The 15782-nt window shown below is 61.6% G+C and carries 13 protein-coding genes, 1 tRNA gene and 1 rRNA gene; 4 read left to right on the top strand and 11 right to left on the bottom strand.

Features of this window, described 5'->3' with window-relative positions; genetic code table 11:
• Nucleotides 1-109: 109 nt before the first annotated feature.
• Nucleotides 110-225, top strand: a 5S ribosomal RNA gene (gene rrf, locus BLR94_RS23145).
• Between the two features lie 389 nt (nucleotides 226-614).
• On the opposite strand, the gene BLR94_RS23140 is transcribed toward rrf, so the two are convergent.
• The 9 genes from BLR94_RS23140 to BLR94_RS23100 all read right to left on the bottom strand — a co-directional run bounded on the left by BLR94_RS23140 (nucleotide 615) and on the right by BLR94_RS23100 (nucleotide 9493).
• Nucleotides 615-1400: an HpcH/HpaI aldolase family protein gene (locus tag BLR94_RS23140; protein WP_084308266.1), complete on the bottom strand. Its 786-nt coding sequence runs from the start codon at nucleotides 1398-1400 to the stop codon at nucleotides 615-617.
• A 9-nt stretch (nucleotides 1401-1409) separates the two neighbouring features.
• Nucleotides 1410-2213, bottom strand: a complete 804-nt coding sequence (locus BLR94_RS23135; protein ID WP_084308265.1) for a carbon-nitrogen hydrolase family protein — start codon at nucleotides 2211-2213, stop codon at nucleotides 1410-1412.
• A gap of 73 nt (nucleotides 2214-2286) precedes the next feature.
• A complete protein-coding gene (locus BLR94_RS23130) occupies nucleotides 2287-3285 on the bottom strand; it encodes a TRAP transporter substrate-binding protein (protein WP_084308264.1) in 999 nt (332 codons plus the stop codon).
• Between the two features lie 26 nt (nucleotides 3286-3311).
• Nucleotides 3312-4595, bottom strand: a complete 1284-nt coding sequence (locus tag BLR94_RS23125; RefSeq protein ID WP_084308263.1) for a TRAP transporter large permease subunit — start codon at nucleotides 4593-4595, stop codon at nucleotides 3312-3314.
• Nucleotides 4595-5134: a TRAP transporter small permease gene (locus tag BLR94_RS23120; RefSeq protein WP_084308262.1), complete on the bottom strand. Its 540-nt coding sequence runs from the start codon at nucleotides 5132-5134 to the stop codon at nucleotides 4595-4597. Before BLR94_RS23120 ends, BLR94_RS23125 begins: the two co-directional genes overlap by 1 nt.
• Before the next feature lie 538 nt (nucleotides 5135-5672).
• Nucleotides 5673-6953 (bottom strand): TRAP transporter large permease, encoded by a 1281-nt coding sequence (locus BLR94_RS23115; RefSeq protein WP_084308261.1) that lies wholly within the window; start codon nucleotides 6951-6953, stop codon nucleotides 5673-5675.
• Entirely contained in the window at nucleotides 6954-7562 is a 609-nt protein-coding gene (locus tag BLR94_RS23110) for a TRAP transporter small permease subunit (RefSeq protein WP_084308260.1), read from the bottom strand.
• 71 nt (nucleotides 7563-7633) lie between these two features.
• Entirely contained in the window at nucleotides 7634-8689 is a 1056-nt protein-coding gene (locus BLR94_RS23105; protein WP_084308259.1) for a TRAP transporter substrate-binding protein, read from the bottom strand.
• A gap of 132 nt (nucleotides 8690-8821) precedes the next feature.
• On the bottom strand, nucleotides 8822-9493 hold the full coding sequence (locus BLR94_RS23100; RefSeq protein WP_084308258.1) for an RraA family protein: 672 nt from the start codon (nucleotides 9491-9493) through the stop codon (nucleotides 8822-8824).
• Nucleotides 9494-9601: 108 nt separating this feature from the next.
• On the opposite strand from BLR94_RS23100, the gene BLR94_RS23095 reads away from it, so the two are divergent.
• Nucleotides 9602-10522 carry a LysR family transcriptional regulator gene (locus tag BLR94_RS23095; RefSeq protein ID WP_084308257.1) on the top strand — a complete coding sequence of 307 codons (921 nt, stop codon included), beginning with the start codon at nucleotides 9602-9604 and terminating at the stop codon, nucleotides 10520-10522.
• 299 nt (nucleotides 10523-10821) lie between these two features.
• Here the strand turns inward: BLR94_RS23095 and BLR94_RS23090 are convergent, their stop codons facing one another.
• Both BLR94_RS23090 and BLR94_RS23085 read right to left on the bottom strand, forming a co-directional pair.
• The gene (locus tag BLR94_RS23090) at nucleotides 10822-11652 is read right to left on the bottom strand and encodes a DUF1206 domain-containing protein (protein WP_084308256.1); all 831 of its coding nucleotides are present in this window, start codon (nucleotides 11650-11652) and stop codon (nucleotides 10822-10824) included.
• Between the two features lie 293 nt (nucleotides 11653-11945).
• Nucleotides 11946-12022: transfer RNA gene (locus BLR94_RS23085), tRNA-Arg, on the bottom strand.
• A gap of 348 nt (nucleotides 12023-12370) precedes the next feature.
• Here BLR94_RS23085 and gabD point away from each other — a divergent pair.
• Both gabD and gabT read left to right on the top strand, forming a co-directional pair.
• The gene (gene gabD / locus BLR94_RS23080) at nucleotides 12371-13819 is read left to right on the top strand and encodes an NADP-dependent succinate-semialdehyde dehydrogenase (protein WP_084308255.1); all 1449 of its coding nucleotides are present in this window, start codon (nucleotides 12371-12373) and stop codon (nucleotides 13817-13819) included.
• Nucleotides 13820-14118: 299 nt separating this feature from the next.
• Nucleotides 14119-15399 (top strand): 4-aminobutyrate--2-oxoglutarate transaminase, encoded by a 1281-nt coding sequence (gene gabT, locus BLR94_RS23075; RefSeq protein ID WP_084308254.1) that lies wholly within the window; start codon nucleotides 14119-14121, stop codon nucleotides 15397-15399.
• Nucleotides 15400-15782 lie beyond the last annotated feature (383 nt).

Below are 15782 nucleotides of genomic sequence, written 5' to 3'. Positions count from 1 at the left end.
GGTTGAAGTCGACAGTAAAGCCGAAAATTTGCAAGAACACGCAATACCAACGGATATCACATACCCAATTCGGGGAAGCGACCTAAACATCGACTCCCCAACCGGATTGCTTGACGACCATAGAGCGTTGGAACCACCTGATCCCATCCCGAACTCAGCAGTGAAACGACGCATCGCCGATGGTAGTGTGGGGTCTCCCCATGTGAGAGTAGGTCATCGTCAAGCTTCTACCAGAAACCCCAGATCTCGACAGAGGTCTGGGGTTTCGTCTTTTCGGCGTGGGAAAAGGTGGCTGTAGCCTGGGTTAGCCGCAGGCGTAACCCGGGACAGTTGGCTTCGATGGCCACTCCCAGGTATCGCTTCGCTTGATCCCGGCTACGAGGCGGGGTGTACGAGAGTTTGTGGTGCAAGGATGAAGCGTCTTCCACCCTACGGATATCTTGAGGCGGCTGTAGCCGGGGGTAGCCGAAGGCGTAAGCCGAGGGGGCAAGTGCCTGCTCATTTATGCACAAGGAATGTAGCCCGATGCTGAGCGTATTGGTGCTTGGGATTATCTAACCCAAAAACGACGAAGCCCGCATAGAGCGGGCTTCGTCGTTTGGCGCTTTACTCGGTTACTGCAGCTGTTCCTTGACCGCAGCGATGCTGCGCCCAGCCTGGTTGAGCCAGGACAGGTCACTGCCCATCAGCAGCATGTCGCTGCCCATCTCGAGCAGGCGTTTGGCGGTTTCGCCGTCGGCGGGGAAGCAGGGCACCATGACCTGGATCGAGCGGGCGTGGCACTTCTCGATCAGCAGCTCCAGGCGTTGCAGCACTTCAGGGTTGCCCAGCCGATAGTCGACTGGCAATTGGCGTGACAGGGAGTAGTCGGCTGGGCCGAAGTGCACGGCGTCGATACCTTCGACGTCGAGGATCTCGTCGATGTTGTCGAAGAACTCGTAGCTCTCCGCCATCGGCACGATCACGCTGCGTTCATTCTCTGCCTGGGTATAACTGCCCCAGTCGAAGTTCGGCCCTGAGTAGTTGGCCGAGCGTACCGAGCTGTCACCGCCACGGCGGCCCATGGGCGGGAATTTGCTGTAGCGGATGATGGTGCGCATCTGCTCGGCGTTGTGCACCTGCGGAATGATCACCCCCGATGCGCCCATTTCCAGCGCCTTGCGGATATCCCACTCTAGGGTACCGCGTACCCGCACCAGGCTATGAATACCCGAGCACTTGGCTGCCAGGATGAGCTTTTCCATATCGCGATCGACACCCAGCGAAGTGTGCTCGGCATCGATGAAAACGAAATCCAGGCCCCAGTTCCCCGCCACCTCGATGGCCATCGACGAAGTGCCGTAGATGTTCATGCCATAGGTGTGTGAACGAGCCATCAACTGTTTGAGCGTGCTGGTCATCAGGTCATCTCAGATGCGGTAGGTATCGGGCAGGCGATCGCGGAAAGGATGCACTTCGAACACACCAGGCTCGCGGATCAGCGACTTGTTGCGGGCCTTCTCCACGTCGATTTCTACGGTGAACACACCATCTTCTGCGCCAGCACGTACCAGCGTCTTGCCGGACGGCTCGATGATGTGGCTCATGCCGATGAACTGCATGCCGCCATCCATATCGTTACGGTTCGGCGCCACGAAGTAGACGATGTTCTCGGCTGCCCGCACGGTGCTGAAGATATCCGGCAGCATGCGTGCCTGCTCTGGCCAGGCGGCCGGCAGCACGACGATGTCGGCGCCTTCCAGGGCCAGGGTGCGTACCACTTCGGGGAAGCGGATTTCATAACAGATGGCCATGCCGATACGCCCGATCTCGGTATCGAACACCGGCGGCGTCCACTCATCCGGCGTATCGGTGAAGCGGTCACCGATCATGAACGGCAGGTGACGCTTGCGATGCAGACCCACGACACCTTCGGGACCGATCAGCGCTGCCGTGTTGAAGATGGCGTCCGGGCGGCGTTCGTAGAAGCCGGCGATGATGTAGATGCCCGTCTCCGCGCTCACGGCCAGCAAAGGTGCCAACGCCTCGATCTCGATCGCGCCACGCTCCAGGTCTTCGCGGCTGTCGAACGAGCCGCCGGTGAGCAGGCATTCTGGAAAGGCGATCAGGCGCGAGCCTTCGAGTGCCGTCTGACGCGACAGCTCGGCGACTTTCTCGATGGTCTGGGTCGGGTTGCCGGGAACGGGGTGTATCTGCGCGACCGAAATTTTCATGGGTTTCCTCTATGACTGGCAGAACGCGCCCGAGCGATCGGGCGCGCGTGTTCGTGCAGCGACGCTGCGGTGCTTAGGGCTGGGCGACATCCATGGCCTGGTAAACTTTCTTCACCAGCTCGGGGTTGATCTTGGCGGCGTACTTGTCGACGACCGGACGGATCTTTTCCTGGATACGGGCGACTTCTTCATCCGGCAGCGCGTTGACCGTCATGCCCGACGCTTCCAGTTCGGCGATGGCCTTGCTGTCCGCTTCACGGGAGATCTGCCGCTGCTCGAGGCGCACCTCCATGGCCACTTCGCTGATCAGCTTCTTCTCGTCGTCGTTGAGCGTGTCCCAGAAAGTCTTGCCGATCAGCACGATCTGCGGGTTGTAGTTGTGGTGGGTGAGGCTCAGATACTTCTGCACCTCGTTGAACTTGGAGGCGAGGATCAGCGCGGCCGGGTTTTCCTGACCGTCGACCGTGCCAGTCTCCAGCGCCGTGTGCACTTCGGTGAACGGCAACGGTGTTGGGTTGGCGCCGAGGGCCGACCAGACATCGAGGAACAGTGGCGATTGCTGCGCGCGGATCTTCAGGCCGGTGATGTCTTCCAGTTTTGCCACCGGGTGTTTGTTGTTGGTCAGGTTGCGCACCCCGAGCTCCCAGAATGCCAGGCCGACCAGGTTCTGCTGCGGCAGTTGGTCGGTGAGCATCTTGCCGACTTCGCCATCGAGCATGGCGTCGACCTTGGCGGTGTCGGTGTACAGGAACGGGAAGTCGAGGATGCCGAAGTCGGTGACGTGGTTGAGCATCAGCCCGGCGTTCCACGTCATCATCTCGATCACCCCACCCTGCAGCGACGACAGTACCTGCACGTCGCCACCCAGCACGCCGTTGGGGAAGGTGCGTACCTTGATCTTGCCGCCACTGCGCTCGCTGACTTTCTTGGCGAACAGTTCCATGCCGATGGCCGGTGGAGTGCCCTTCGGGCTGGTGGCGGCGAATTTGATGGTGTGCGAGTTGTACTCGGCGGCGAAGCTCAGGCTGCTGGCCAGCAGCAACGCAGCGAGCGCGGTCAGTTGCTTCTTCATGGGGGAGTCCTTTTTGTTGGCTGTTGTTATTTGGCGAACCATTGCGCGGGGACGGTGACCAGATCGGGGAAGGCCACGAGCAAGAACAGCACGATGATTTCCGCGATCAGGAACGGGAAGGTGCCCTTGAGCAGCGCTTCGTAGCGCATTCGTCCAATGCCGCAGACGACGTTGAGCACCGTACCCACGGGCGGGGTGATCAGGCCGATGGAGCAATTGATCATGAACAGCACGCCGAAGTAGATCGGGTCGATGCCCGCCGCCGTCACCACCGGCACCAGGATCGGCGCGAGCAGCAATACGGTGGGCGTCAGGTCCATGACCATGGAGATCACCAGGATCAGCAGCATCAGCACCAGGATCAGCAGCTTCGGGTTGTCCATCACCGGCGCGATCAAATCGATGATCTGGCCTGGAATGTCGGCGATGGTGATCATCCAGGCCGGGATCGATGCCGCCGCGACCAGGAACATCACTGCTGCGGTGGTCTTGCCGGCACGCAGCAACAGCGCATTGAGATCCCTCAGGTTCAGCTCGCGGTACACCAGTGTGGAAACCAGCAGCGCATAGACGCTGGCCACGGCACCCGCTTCGGTCGGCGTCACCACGCCGAAGCGCAAGCCGACGACGATGATCACCGGCAGCATCAGCGCCCAGATGCTGTCGACGAAGGCCTTGGCGCGCTCCTTGGAGGATGCCTTGGGGGTCAGCTTCACATCGGTGTCGTGGCGCGATACCAGCCACCAGGCCACGCACAGCGCGAGGGCGATCATCAGCCCCGGAGCGATGCCGGCGAGGAACAGCTTGGTGATCGACAGGCCGGACGCCACGCCCAGTACCACGAAGCCGATGCTCGGCGGGATGATCGAACCGAGCACCGAGACCGAGGCGATCAGGCCGCCGGAGCGGTTCTTGTTGTAACCGGCGATGACCATCATCGGCAGCAACAGCGCGGTCAGTGAAGCTGCGTCCGCCAGTGCCGAGCCGGACAGGCTGGAGAGCAGCACGCCCGCGAAGATGGTCACGTAACCGAGGCCGCCACGCAGGTGGCCAACCATGGCGATGGCCAGGTTGATGATGCGTTTGGACAGCCCGCCGCTGTTCATCACCTCACCGGCGATGATGAACAGCGGAATGGCCAGCAGGGGGAAGCTGCCGGCGGAGTTGATGATGTTCTGCGCGATGATCTGCCCATCGAACAGCCCCAGCAGCCACATCAGGGCAACGCCGCAGAGGATCAGGGCATAGGCGATGGGGGCGCCGATGAGGATGGCGGCCATCAGCACGCCGACGAAGACGGTGAGGGCCATTACTTCAGTACCCCAGCTTGGGTAGTGGGTGCGACGTGGGTGTCGGGTTCGGCTGTCTGTGGGACGTAGCTGCCTGCCGGTTTTCTCAGGTTGTCGATCATCTGTATCGTGATCAGCGCTGCGCTCACTACTGAGAACACCAGGCCCGCGCCGTAGAACAGCGCCATGGACACGCCAGTCGATGGCGCACCGACATGCAGGTTGATCAGCGTCTGCTTCCAGCTGCCCTCCAGGAACAGCCAGGTGACGTAGAGCATCAGCACCTGGGTGAGCAGCAACAGGTATTTGCCGACGGTTGGCGATACCCGACTGGTCACGATGTCGACACCGATATGGCCGTTCTCGTGGAGCATCAACTGGGCCCCGGCGAACACCAGCCAGACGAATGCCAGCCGCGAGATCTCCTCGCTGAAGAACAGTCCGGAGTTGAAGCCATAGCGCAGGACGACGTTGAAGAAGATCAACAGGGTGATACACACCAGGCTGGAAACGATCAGCACCTTCAGCGCGGTGAAGTAGATGGTCAGAATGTTTTTCACGGTGCTCTCTCCAGCGAATGGGCAGATGAGCGAAGTAAGGAAGTTGCGTGATCATTGTTTTCGGCACTCGTGAAAGTGTCCGATACGGCAGCGTTGGCCGTGGTGCAATAGGCGGGCATGTATCACCTTTTTGTTATTGGTCGTATGTTGTCATACGCGGTGATCGATTCTTTTCTCATTACCCTCGAGTGTCAACGGCGCTACCCGAAGAGTCGGATTCAATGTTTTTATTAGGCTGATAAAAACGCCGGATACCTGTACTTGCTGCACTTCCAAAGCGCGCATGCACCGATAGAAGTCGCGATTTATCGCGTTATTGTCTTACAACCATCAGCCGCATATAAGCGGCCAGGCAGCCGAGCGCCGCCGCGTGCCACGAGGCTTGTGGTGCCTGCGCTGTGGCGTCAAATAGAACTTCTGCTCGGCGCCGCCAGATGAAGTGGAGAACATGGCAAATCCTTTTGCACGGTGTTTTATCTGCTCTGCTTTTCTTAATTAATCGTGATCGTGCCAATGTGCAGAGCAGGCATCGATAACATCATGCGAATTGTGGAAGCCACAGTGCAAGTTGCGGAAACAGGATCAGTAGCGCGATGAGCAAGAGTAGCACCAGGCAGAACGGCAGCGCCCCATAGATGACATCCATGAAGTTGCCTTTATTGCGAATACTCTGCACCACGAACAGATTCATGCCGAACGGCGGTGTTATCTGCCCCATCTCGCAGAGCACGATCAGGATCACCCCGAACCACAAGGGGTCGAAACCCAGCGCCACGATCACCGGCACCACCAGCGGTGCGGTGGTGATCAACATCGCCAGGGTGTCCATGAAGCAGCCGAGGACGATGTAGAACAGGATGATCGCCAGCAGCGTGGCCATCGGTGACATGTCCAGGTCGGTGACGAAGCTGACCAGGGTAGGCGTCAGGCCGATGGCCGACAGTACGAAGTTGAGGAAGAACGCCGACAGGGTGATGAAGATGATCATCCCGCTGGTGCGCATGGTGGATTCGAACGCCTGGCCGAGGTTCTGCCAGGTGAAGGTGCGACGCCACAGACCCAGGCCGAACGCTGCCAGCACACCGAGTGCCGCCGACTCACTGGCGGTGGCGAAACCGCTGTAGATGGCGCCGACCACCAGCACGAAGATCGACAGCGGTGGCAGCAGGTCGGGAATGCTAGCCAGGCGTTCGGCCCAAGTTGCGTGCTGCCGGGTGCCGCCGAGCTTCGGCCAGATCATGCAGGTGATCACGATCATCGCCACGAACATCACGCACAGCAGCAGGCCGGGGATGGTCGCCGCCAGATAGAGCTTGGGTACCGAGAGGTTGGCGATCAACGCGAACAGAATCATGTTGATCGAGGGCGGAATCAGAATGCCCAGGGTGCCGCCCGCTGCGATCGAACCGAGGAACAGCGGAGCGGGGTAGCCTTTGCGCTCCTGCTCCGGCAGCGCGATGGTCGAGATGGTCGCCGCCGTGGCCACGCTGGATCCGCTGGTGGCGGAGAACAGCGCCGAGGCACCGATGTTCGAGTTCATCAGGCCGCCCGGCAGCCACGACAGCCACTTGTCGGCGGCGCTGTACATGCGCCCGGCCACACCCGAGCAGACCAGCAACTCACCCATCAGGATGTACAACGGAATGGCCACCAGCAGGAATTCGGCGCCGGTGCTCCAGGCGATTTCGCCCATGGCGTTGCTCAGTGGCAGCGCCGAAAACAGCTCGGCCAGCGACATGCCCAGCAAGCCAACGCTGACCGCCGCGGCCACGCTCAGGCCGAGCAGGCCCAGCAGCACGATAAGGGTGAAAGCCAACATCTAGCGGCCCTCCCGGGTAATGTCGTGAGGACGGCCGGAGTGCGATTCTTCTTCGATCTCCTCCTCGACGGAGTTGATGCCGATCAGCGCGTTGGCCGCCGCCCAGCGTTGCTGACGCAGCTGAATCACGCTGTTGTAGGCCAGCACCACAATGGTGGTGGCGAAGAACAGGTACCCGGCGAACCACAGTGACTGGGGAATCCACTGCGGCACCTGCAGCGGCGTGGTGGAAATCGAGCGATAGGCGATGGAATCCCACAGCACCCCGGCGACATGCAGCAGCAGCGTGCCGACGAACAGCGCCATGCCGGCCAGTGCCAGTAGATCGAGGCCGACCTTGGGCTTGAGCGACAGGCGCGAGTAGATGATGTCCACGCGCAGGTGGGAGCGCTTGAGCAGCGCGATGGGGAAGGCCCAGGCGCTGACGATGGCCAGTACGTAGCCGGCGATCTCGTCGGCGCCGCCCATGGAAAAGCCGAACAGGCGGCGCAACAGCAGGTCGATGCTGATCATCAGCGCCGAGCCCATCAGCGCGATGCCGCCCACCCAGGCACTGAGCCGGGCGATGCGATTGATGAGCCGGAGGCTCGGGGTGTCGGTAGGTTGCATGAGCAGGTTTCTCCGCGAACGGTTGCAGGACAGCGCGGCAAACGCCGCATCGGGCGAGGCCTTCGCTGTGCTCAGGGATCTTTCAGGCTGACGCCGATCGCCTTGCCCGCCGTGGCATTCCACTGCTGCACGCAGTCGGCGCCGCACCGCGTGCCCCAGTCATTGGCGATGCGCAGCACCACGGCGCGCAGCTTGGTGCGCTCCTCGTCGCTGGGGGCATTGGCCTGCATCTTGGCAGGGTGGTGAATCTGGCAGTCGGCCGCACCGGTGTTGCAGGCCAGCGCATAGCGGTTTTCCCTGGCGGTTTCCGTCCACAGGGCATCCTCCAGCACCTGAGCCTGGCTCTGCAGCAGTTGCTGCACCTGAGGGGAAAGCTGTTGCCAGCGCTGCAGGCCCATGGCGTAGAAGCCGATCGACCAGTCCACCGGCAGGTCGTAGACATGGCTCGCCACGTCGTACCATTTGGCGGCATTGCCCGAGCCCATGCCGGTTACCGCGCAGTCGATGACGCCGGTCTGCATGGCCGTCACCACCTCGGCGAACGGCAGCGTAACCGGCGAACCGCCGAGTGCGCCGACCATATCGGCCATGTTGCGGCCCCGTACCCGGACCTTGCGGCCTTTGAGATCTTTCAGGCCATTCACGGCATCGCGGCAGAAGAACACCTGCGCGGTATAGGGCACGGTCGCCAGCAGCTTGACGCCGTGGCGCTCGGCCATGCCTGCCTCCAGCACCGGCTTGTAGGCATTGGCGATCTTGTGCGAGGTCTCGATGTCGGCGGCCATGCCGGGCAGGTCGATGCCCTCGAAGGCGGCATCGTCGCCCGCCACGAAGGCGAACACGCCCATGCCGATCTCCACCGCGCCGGAGCGCAGCACGCGAACCATCTCCGGGCCCTTGAGGCCACTTTCCGACAGGCCCATCAGGCGTGCGGTGACCTTGCCGCCCGAGTTGGCGGGCAGGGTTTCATTCCAGAACGGACGCTCGACGGCGCGAAAGGTGTAGTTGTGGCTACCGCCACCGACCACATTGAAATGGATGGACGACGCATCGTCCGCGAGCGCGCTGGCGCCAATCGAGCAGCCCAGCGCAGCCAGGATCACCCTGGGGAGCGAGTACAGTTTCATGGTAGTCCTGTTGTTCTTTTGGGGGAGCTACGGGGCAGAAACCTGATGAAAAGTGCAGCGGGTCAGTATTGGAATTGTCGTGGCGCCTGACCTTGCGCGCAGTGATGCCGGCCTATCGATGGAACTGCGGTATCAGCGTGCTTTGCCGATGGCCGCGTCGATCAGCGGGCGCGAGCCCACCACGTCGGGGAACTTCTCCCCCTGAGCCAGGCGCGCCAGGGTGTGCTTCTCGTTCTCCTGGAACTCGATGGCGCGGCGGGCCAGGGCCAGTGCCTGGGCGGGCGGCACGATGACGATGCCGTTCTCGTCGGCGATCACCGCGTCACCCGGCCGAACGACGACGCCCCCGCACTGCACCGCGGTGCAGAATTCGCCTTCCTCGCCCTTCACCCGCGTGGTGATGGCGCTGGCGCCCCAGGACCAGACCGGTACGCCGTGCTGACGGATCTCGCCCAGGTCGGTGACGTAACCGTCGATGACGATCCCGGCGATGCCCGCCTGCTTGGCGGCATAGGCCATGGCTCCGCCCATGGCAGCGGTCACGCTTTCGCCGCAGCGATCGACCACCAGAAAATCACCGGGCCTCGCGCACCCCATCGCGTAATGTAAGATCCCGCCGTCGGCGCCGGGCATCTTCACCGTGACGGCCGTGCCCACGGTGCGCAGGTTCTCGAAATGCGCCCGTATCTGTGGGCTCAATATGCCGGTGGTAATGAAGTGCCCGATAGTCGCGGGCTCGGCGCGCAAAAGAACGGAAAGTTCTTCTGGATCAATCGCTTCAGGAAGTGCTTCGATAATATACATGCGCTAGTTAATTATTCGTTTTGGGCAAGAAAGTTAACCCGATCCTAGCAAGCATGTTTTTCCGGCGATAATAAAAATCAGCGAACAGAAGAGGGGAAGATTTTTATCATGCGTATTACCCTGATGCAGATCGAGGCCTTCTACTGGACCGCCCGATTGGGCGGCGTACATGCTGCATCACGCCATCTTCACCTCACCCAGCCGGCCATTTCCTCGCGGATTCGGGAGATGGAATCGCTGCTCAGCGTCAAGCTGTTCGACCGCAGCAAACAGCGCATGACCCTTACCGCCGATGGCCATATCGCCCTGCGCCACGCCGAGCTGGCGCTCAACAACAGCGTGAAACTCGAGCAGTTCGCTGCCAAGCAGAAGCAGCACCGCAGGCTGCGCCTCGGTGCCGACGAATGCTCGGCGATGGTCGGCCTGACCGCCGTGATCGCCGAGATCAAGGCGCACTTTCCCGAGATCACCCTGGAAATCACCATCGACGTCGGCGCGGTGCTCAACCGCAAGCTCAACGACCACGAGCTCGACCTGGCATTGCTCACCAACCCCGCCACCCGCGAGGACGTCACCGACATCTTCATCGGCTGGATGACCTTCCAGTGGGTCGCCTCACCGCAACTGGCCATCGACGCCGATCCCTTCCTGCCGGAACACGCCGCCAGCTACCCCATCGTCAGCCATTCGGCCCCCTCGACGCTTTACTCGGTGGTCGAGAACTGGCTCAAGGGCGGCAACGCACCGTCGGAAGCCTTCCACTCCAGCAACTCCCTGAGTTTTATGGCCAAACTGGTTTCTGCCGGCCACGCCATCGGCATCCTGCCCGTACCGCTGATCCGCGAAATGCTCGCCCTCAATCTGCTGAAAACCCTGCCCTGTGACCCCCCCATCCCCCCGGCCCGCTTTTGCCTCTCCTACATGACGGAAATGCCCGATATGCAGATCGATGCGCTGGTCGCGATAACCCGGGAGACGTTATTGCGGCAGAAGTTTCTGGTGGGCGCGGAGGTGATCGATGGGGAGTGAGTTGCAGCGTGGAAAACAATGTTGCCGATACAGCGACTTGTGATTGCAGCGGTTCGACCGGTATTCCCATGCCTGCAAAAGGACGTCGCCATCCCGGTTGATATACGTAATGAATTATATTGGGTCGCAATCGCGTGATTGCTCGTTCAAGGCATTCACTGGGGCTTCGACAATCAAGACCGTGTCCGGAACGGAAGTATGAGAAGCAACTTGAGTCATCGGTGTGATGGATAGCGGTCTGTCACGCCCTGTTAAGTGAAAAGCCCCGTGTCGTCAGGGCGTTTCATGACGGCGAGGTATCAGTCAAAGACTGCCGCAGTGTCGATACGTCGCCAGATCGCTTCGGAAAAACTATAGAGCGCGAACGCGATCAGTCCTGCACCAATCAACCCCAGCCAGACGGTGCCAAAAGGCAGTGATTGCAATGCGTTCAGCGCGTCCTCGAGGTCTGGTGGAGCGGTGGGTTGGTAACGTGTACCACCACTGAAGAGCATGCCAGACACCACGAGAAATGAAACGCCTCGGGCAATGAGGCCGGCTCTGGAAATGGGCGTTACCCAACGCATGATGTCCTCCGAAGCGCAGAAGTATTTTTCGAACTTGGCTTTCCAGCCCTTGATGATGTGCGCGATGCCGACGCCCAGGGGCACCAGCGCGACCAGGTAAACAAGGTAGTTCGAGTACTTCCAGCCCAATATGCCGGAGAGAAAATCGCCGTTGCCACCCCCACCACCGGAGGGCTCACCGAGCGAACTTCCCAGGAGGCCCAGCGTGAACAGGGTCAGCAGGCCGTAACTGATGGCGCCACCAACAAGGCCTGCGCGAGCGGCGAGTCCCTTGGCGTCGGTGCCGTGATCTTCCGGGTCGGTAATGGCCTGGGTCATCCGCCACGCGGCATAGGCGACAAGCCCTACGACCATGATCCAGAGCAGCGTTTCGCCGAAGGGTTGCCCCAACAGCTGCGAGATGGCGCCTTTGGTGCCGACCGTATCACCGCTCCCTTCGGCGGCGAGCAGCGCGAAGATGCCGATGATCAGATACACCACCCCGCGTGCTGCATAGCCAGTCCGAGCGAGCCAAACGATGCCTCTAGAGAGTTCATCTTTGGCGTGACCGACTGGGTTATCCATGGTGAGGTTCCTGAGTGGGGGCAGACAACCCTGTAGTTGACACCCATTGCCCTTGGCCGTTTCGACTAATTAGCGGGGCCGTGTTCACGCAGGTGCAGGGCCAATGTCCTGAGCATTTTCATCCGCAGGTATTCTTCAATAATCAGGAAGTGCCTCTGCTGCCCGGTCATGAATGGGTGCTAGGTTGAAGTGGCTATGTGGAGACGTGAGAACGCCAGGAACGACAAAGCCCGCACGGGGCGGGCTCTGTAGGGCGTTTCGTAGACATCTGTAGACAACTAGAAACAACGATCTGGCGCACCAGGCGGGATTCGAACCCACGACCCCTGCCTTCGGAGGGCAGTACTCTATCCAGCTGAGCTACTGGTGCGTTGCGGGGCGCAATCATACGCATGTCGCTGGCATGCGTCCATGCTCGGCGTAGCGCTCGTTCGGCGGGCCTCGGCGGCTGGTTTGGGCTATAAGAAAAGCCGGCCGGTAGCCCCGCCGATCTGCGGGCTGTTAATTTTCTTGAACGGCCTATTGCCCTTTGCTCGACCTGATCTTAGGATCTGTTTGATATTTCAAACGACGGTGTCAGCCGGCTGAACTCGCGGCGGCGCACTCCGTTCGAATTTTCAGGCTGCAGCTCGCCTGTCGCTCCAACCCACGCCTGGGTTCGCTCCCAGCTTCTTTCGTCATCTCCTGGCGCCGTGGTGCCAGGATAGAGGAGACCGCCATGCAACTGAAAGACGCGCAACTGTTCCGCCAGCAGGCTTTCGTCAACGGTGCCTGGGCTGATGCCGACAGCGGCCAGACCATCAAGGTGACCAACCCGGCCACGGGGGACGTGATCGGCAGCGTGCCGAAGATGGGTGCGGCCGAGACCCGCCGTGCCATCGAGGCGGCCGACAAGGCGCTGCCGGCCTGGCGCGCGCTGACCGCCAAGGAGCGCTCCGCCAAGCTGCGTCGCTGGTATGAGCTGATGCTGGAGAACCAGGAAGACCTGGCGCGCCTGATGACCATCGAGCAGGGCAAGCCACTGGCCGAGGCCAAGGGCGAAATCGCCTACGCGGCGTCCTTCATCGAGTGGTTCGCCGAAGAAGCCAAGCGCGTGTATGGCGACACCATCCCGGGGCACCAGGCCGACAAGCGCCTGATCGTCATCAAGCAGCCGATCGGCGTCACCGCGGCCATCACCCCGTGGAACTTCCCGGCCGCGATGATCACCCGCAAGGCCGGCCCTGCGCTGGCAGCTGGTTGCACCATGGTGCTCAAGCCGGCTTCGCAGACGCCGTACTCCGCCCTGGCCCTGGCCGAGCTGGCCACCCGTGCCGGTATCCCGGCTGGCGTGTTCAGCGTGGTGACCGGCAGCGCTGGCGACATCGGCAGCGAGCTGACCGGCAACCCGATCGTGCGCAAGCTGTCGTTCACCGGCTCCACCGAGATCGGTCGCCAACTGATGGCCGAGTGTGCCCAGGACATCAAGAAAGTGTCGCTGGAGCTGGGCGGCAACGCGCCCTTCATCGTGTTCGACGATGCTGACCTGGACAAGGCCATCGAAGGCGCGATCATCTCCAAGTACCGCAACAACGGTCAGACCTGCGTGTGCGCCAACCGCATCTACGTGCAGGACGGCGTCTACGATGCCTTCGCCGAGAAGCTCAAGGTCGCGGTCGAGAAGCTGAAGATCGGCAACGGTCTGGAAGACGGCACCACCACCGGCCCACTGATCGACGAGAAGGCCGTGGCCAAGGTCAAGGAGCACATCGAGGATGCCGTTTCCAAAGGCGCCAAGATCCTTTCCGGCGGCAAGGCCCACGCCCTGGGCGGTACCTTCTTCGAGCCGACCATTCTGGCCGACGTGCCGAAGAATGCGCTGGTCTCCAAGGACGAAACCTTCGGCCCGCTGGCGCCTCTGTTCCGTTTCAAGGACGAAGCCGAAGTGATCGCCATGGCCAACGACACCGAGTTCGGTCTGGCCTCCTACTTCTATGCCCGTGACCTGAGCCGTGTGTTCCGTGTGGCCGAGGCGCTGGAATACGGTATGGTCGGCATCAACACCGGCCTGATCTCCAACGAAGTGGCGCCGTTCGGCGGCATCAAGGCCTCGGGCCTGGGCCGTGAAGGTTCCAAGTACGGCATCGAGGATTACCTGGAAATCAAGTACCTCTGCCTGAGCATCTGATCAGTCAATTTAAAAACTGCTGCGCTCGGTCATACAGCGTCAAAAACAGGCTCAAATGCTCATTTACACTTGTAAAGTCGAGCGCGACCCCGGCCGCTTTTCGCCTGTTTTTGCCTTGTCTGACCGTCGCTCGCTACGTTTTTACAACGCCTGATTCCGCGCCACTTTGGGGTGGCGTAAATACGAGTTTCCCCCTGTATCCCGCAAGGCCCGGCAGTCGATCATCGCATGCTGCCGGGGCTGTACCGGGATGCGTCATCCTTGAACCACACCGACGATGAGCGGTGAATGAGGAAGCCATGAGCAAGACCAACGAATCCCTGCTGCAACGCCGCCAGGCCGCCGTACCGCGCGGCGTCGGCCAGATCCACCCGATCGTCGCCGAGCGCGCCGAGAACGCCACCGTGTGGGACGTCGAAGGCCGTGAGTACATCGACTTCGCCGGCGGCATCGCCGTGCTGAACACCGGCCACCTGCACCCGAAAGTGGTCGCCGCCGTTCAGGAACAGCTGACCAAGCTGACCCACACCTGCTTCCAGGTGCTGGCGTACGAACCCTACATCGAGCTGTGTGAAGAAATCGCCAAGCGCGTACCGGGCGACTTCGCCAAGAAGACCCTGCTGGTCACCTCGGGCTCCGAAGCCGTCGAGAACGCCGTGAAGATCGCCCGTGCCGCCACCGGCCGTGCTGGCGTGATCGCCTTCACCGGCGCCTACCACGGCCGCACCATGATGACCCTGTCGCTGACCGGCAAGGTGGCGCCGTACTCCGCAGGCATGGGCCTGATGCCTGCCGGTGTGTACCGCGCCATCGCGCCGTGCGAGCTGCATGGCGTCAGCGAGGACGAGTCCATCGCCAGCATCGAGCGCATCTTCAAGAACGATGCCCAGCCTCAGGACATCGCCGCGATCATCATCGAGCCGGTGCAGGGCGAGGGTGGTTTCTACGTCAATTCGCCCGCCTTCATGACGCGCTTGCGCGCCCTGTGCGACCAGCACGGCATCCTGCTGATCGCCGACGAAGTGCAGACCGGCGCTGGCCGTACCGGCACCTTCTTCGCCACCGAGCAACTGGGTGTCGTGCCGGATCTGACCACCTTCGCCAAATCCGTCGGCGGCGGCTTCCCGATCTCCGGCGTCAGCGGCAAGGCCGAGATCATGGACAAGATCGCCCCCGGTGGCCTGGGCGGCACCTATGCCGGTAGCCCAATCGCCTGCGCCGCGGCCCTGGCCGTGCTGAAGGTGTTCGACGAAGAGAAGCTGCTGGATCGTTCCAACGCCGTGGGCGAGAAGCTCAAGGCCGGCCTGCGCGATATCGCCGCCAAGCACAAAGTGATCGGTGACGTACGTGGCCTGGGTTCGATGATCGCCATCGAGCTGTTCGAAGGCGGTGACCACAGCAAACCGGCTGCCGAGCTGACTGGCAAGATCGTCGCCAAGGCGCGCGAGAAGGGCCTGATCCTGCTGTCGTGCGGCACCTACTACAACGTGGTGCGCTTCCTGATGCCGGTCACCATCCCGGACGCCCAGCTGGAAAAAGGCATCGCCATCGTTGCCGAGTGCTTCGACGAACTGGCGTAAGCCAAACCGTCGAAAAAAGACCCGCTCCGGCGGGTCTTTTCGTTTCTGCCTGGGGCCAGGGGGCAACCCCCTGGCGCGCGTGCAGCGATACCCGAGACCTTGCCCTTCCCGGGGGCGCTGCGTTCGGGTGGGTCTATTGCCGGGGGCTCCTGGTGCGGTGTATGGCGCAGGCCCGCGTAACCTTGAAAAGGGCTGCGCGCAGCGCGGTCATTGCGTGAAAATGTGTCGAAAGCCTGGCCCGAGCGTCTCTTCTCTTGCTCGAAACGGGCTGCTGTCGCCATGCTGCCGAAGGCGGCAATGGATCCTTCCTGGACCGTTCCGGTCAAAGCTCGTTCTCCATGGGCGGCCCCGCGTCGCTCTGCCCAGGCTTTCAAGGAAATCGC

This window comes from Phytopseudomonas flavescens (genome assembly GCF_900100535.1).
Taxonomy (GTDB): Bacteria; Pseudomonadota; Gammaproteobacteria; order Pseudomonadales; family Pseudomonadaceae; genus Aquipseudomonas; species Aquipseudomonas flavescens.
This window is presented reverse-complemented; position numbering and strand designations above follow the sequence as displayed.

Bases quoted from the DNA above. Each gene is read 5' to 3' on its own strand.
- BLR94_RS23140 (WP_084308266.1), bottom strand. From the start codon at position 1,400: ATGACCAGCACGCTCAAACAGTTGATGGCTCGTTCACACACCTATGGC.
- BLR94_RS23135 (WP_084308265.1), bottom strand. From the start codon at position 2,213: ATGAAAATTTCGGTCGCGCAGATACACCCCGTTCCCGGCAACCCGACC.
- BLR94_RS23130 (WP_084308264.1), bottom strand. From the start codon at position 3,285: ATGAAGAAGCAACTGACCGCGCTCGCTGCGTTGCTGCTGGCCAGCAGC.
- BLR94_RS23125 (WP_084308263.1), bottom strand. From the start codon at position 4,595: ATGGCCCTCACCGTCTTCGTCGGCGTGCTGATGGCCGCCATCCTCATC.
- BLR94_RS23115 (WP_084308261.1), bottom strand. From the start codon at position 6,953: ATGTTGGCTTTCACCCTTATCGTGCTGCTGGGCCTGCTCGGCCTGAGC.
- BLR94_RS23110 (WP_084308260.1), bottom strand. From the start codon at position 7,562: ATGCAACCTACCGACACCCCGAGCCTCCGGCTCATCAATCGCATCGCC.
- BLR94_RS23105 (WP_084308259.1), bottom strand. From the start codon at position 8,689: ATGAAACTGTACTCGCTCCCCAGGGTGATCCTGGCTGCGCTGGGCTGC.
- BLR94_RS23100 (WP_084308258.1), bottom strand. From the start codon at position 9,493: ATGTATATTATCGAAGCACTTCCTGAAGCGATTGATCCAGAAGAACTT.
- BLR94_RS23095 (WP_084308257.1), top strand. From the start codon at position 9,602: ATGCGTATTACCCTGATGCAGATCGAGGCCTTCTACTGGACCGCCCGA.
- BLR94_RS23090 (WP_084308256.1), bottom strand. From the start codon at position 11,652: ATGGATAACCCAGTCGGTCACGCCAAAGATGAACTCTCTAGAGGCATC.
- gabD (WP_084308255.1), top strand. From the start codon at position 12,371: ATGCAACTGAAAGACGCGCAACTGTTCCGCCAGCAGGCTTTCGTCAAC.
- gabT (WP_084308254.1), top strand. From the start codon at position 14,119: ATGAGCAAGACCAACGAATCCCTGCTGCAACGCCGCCAGGCCGCCGTA.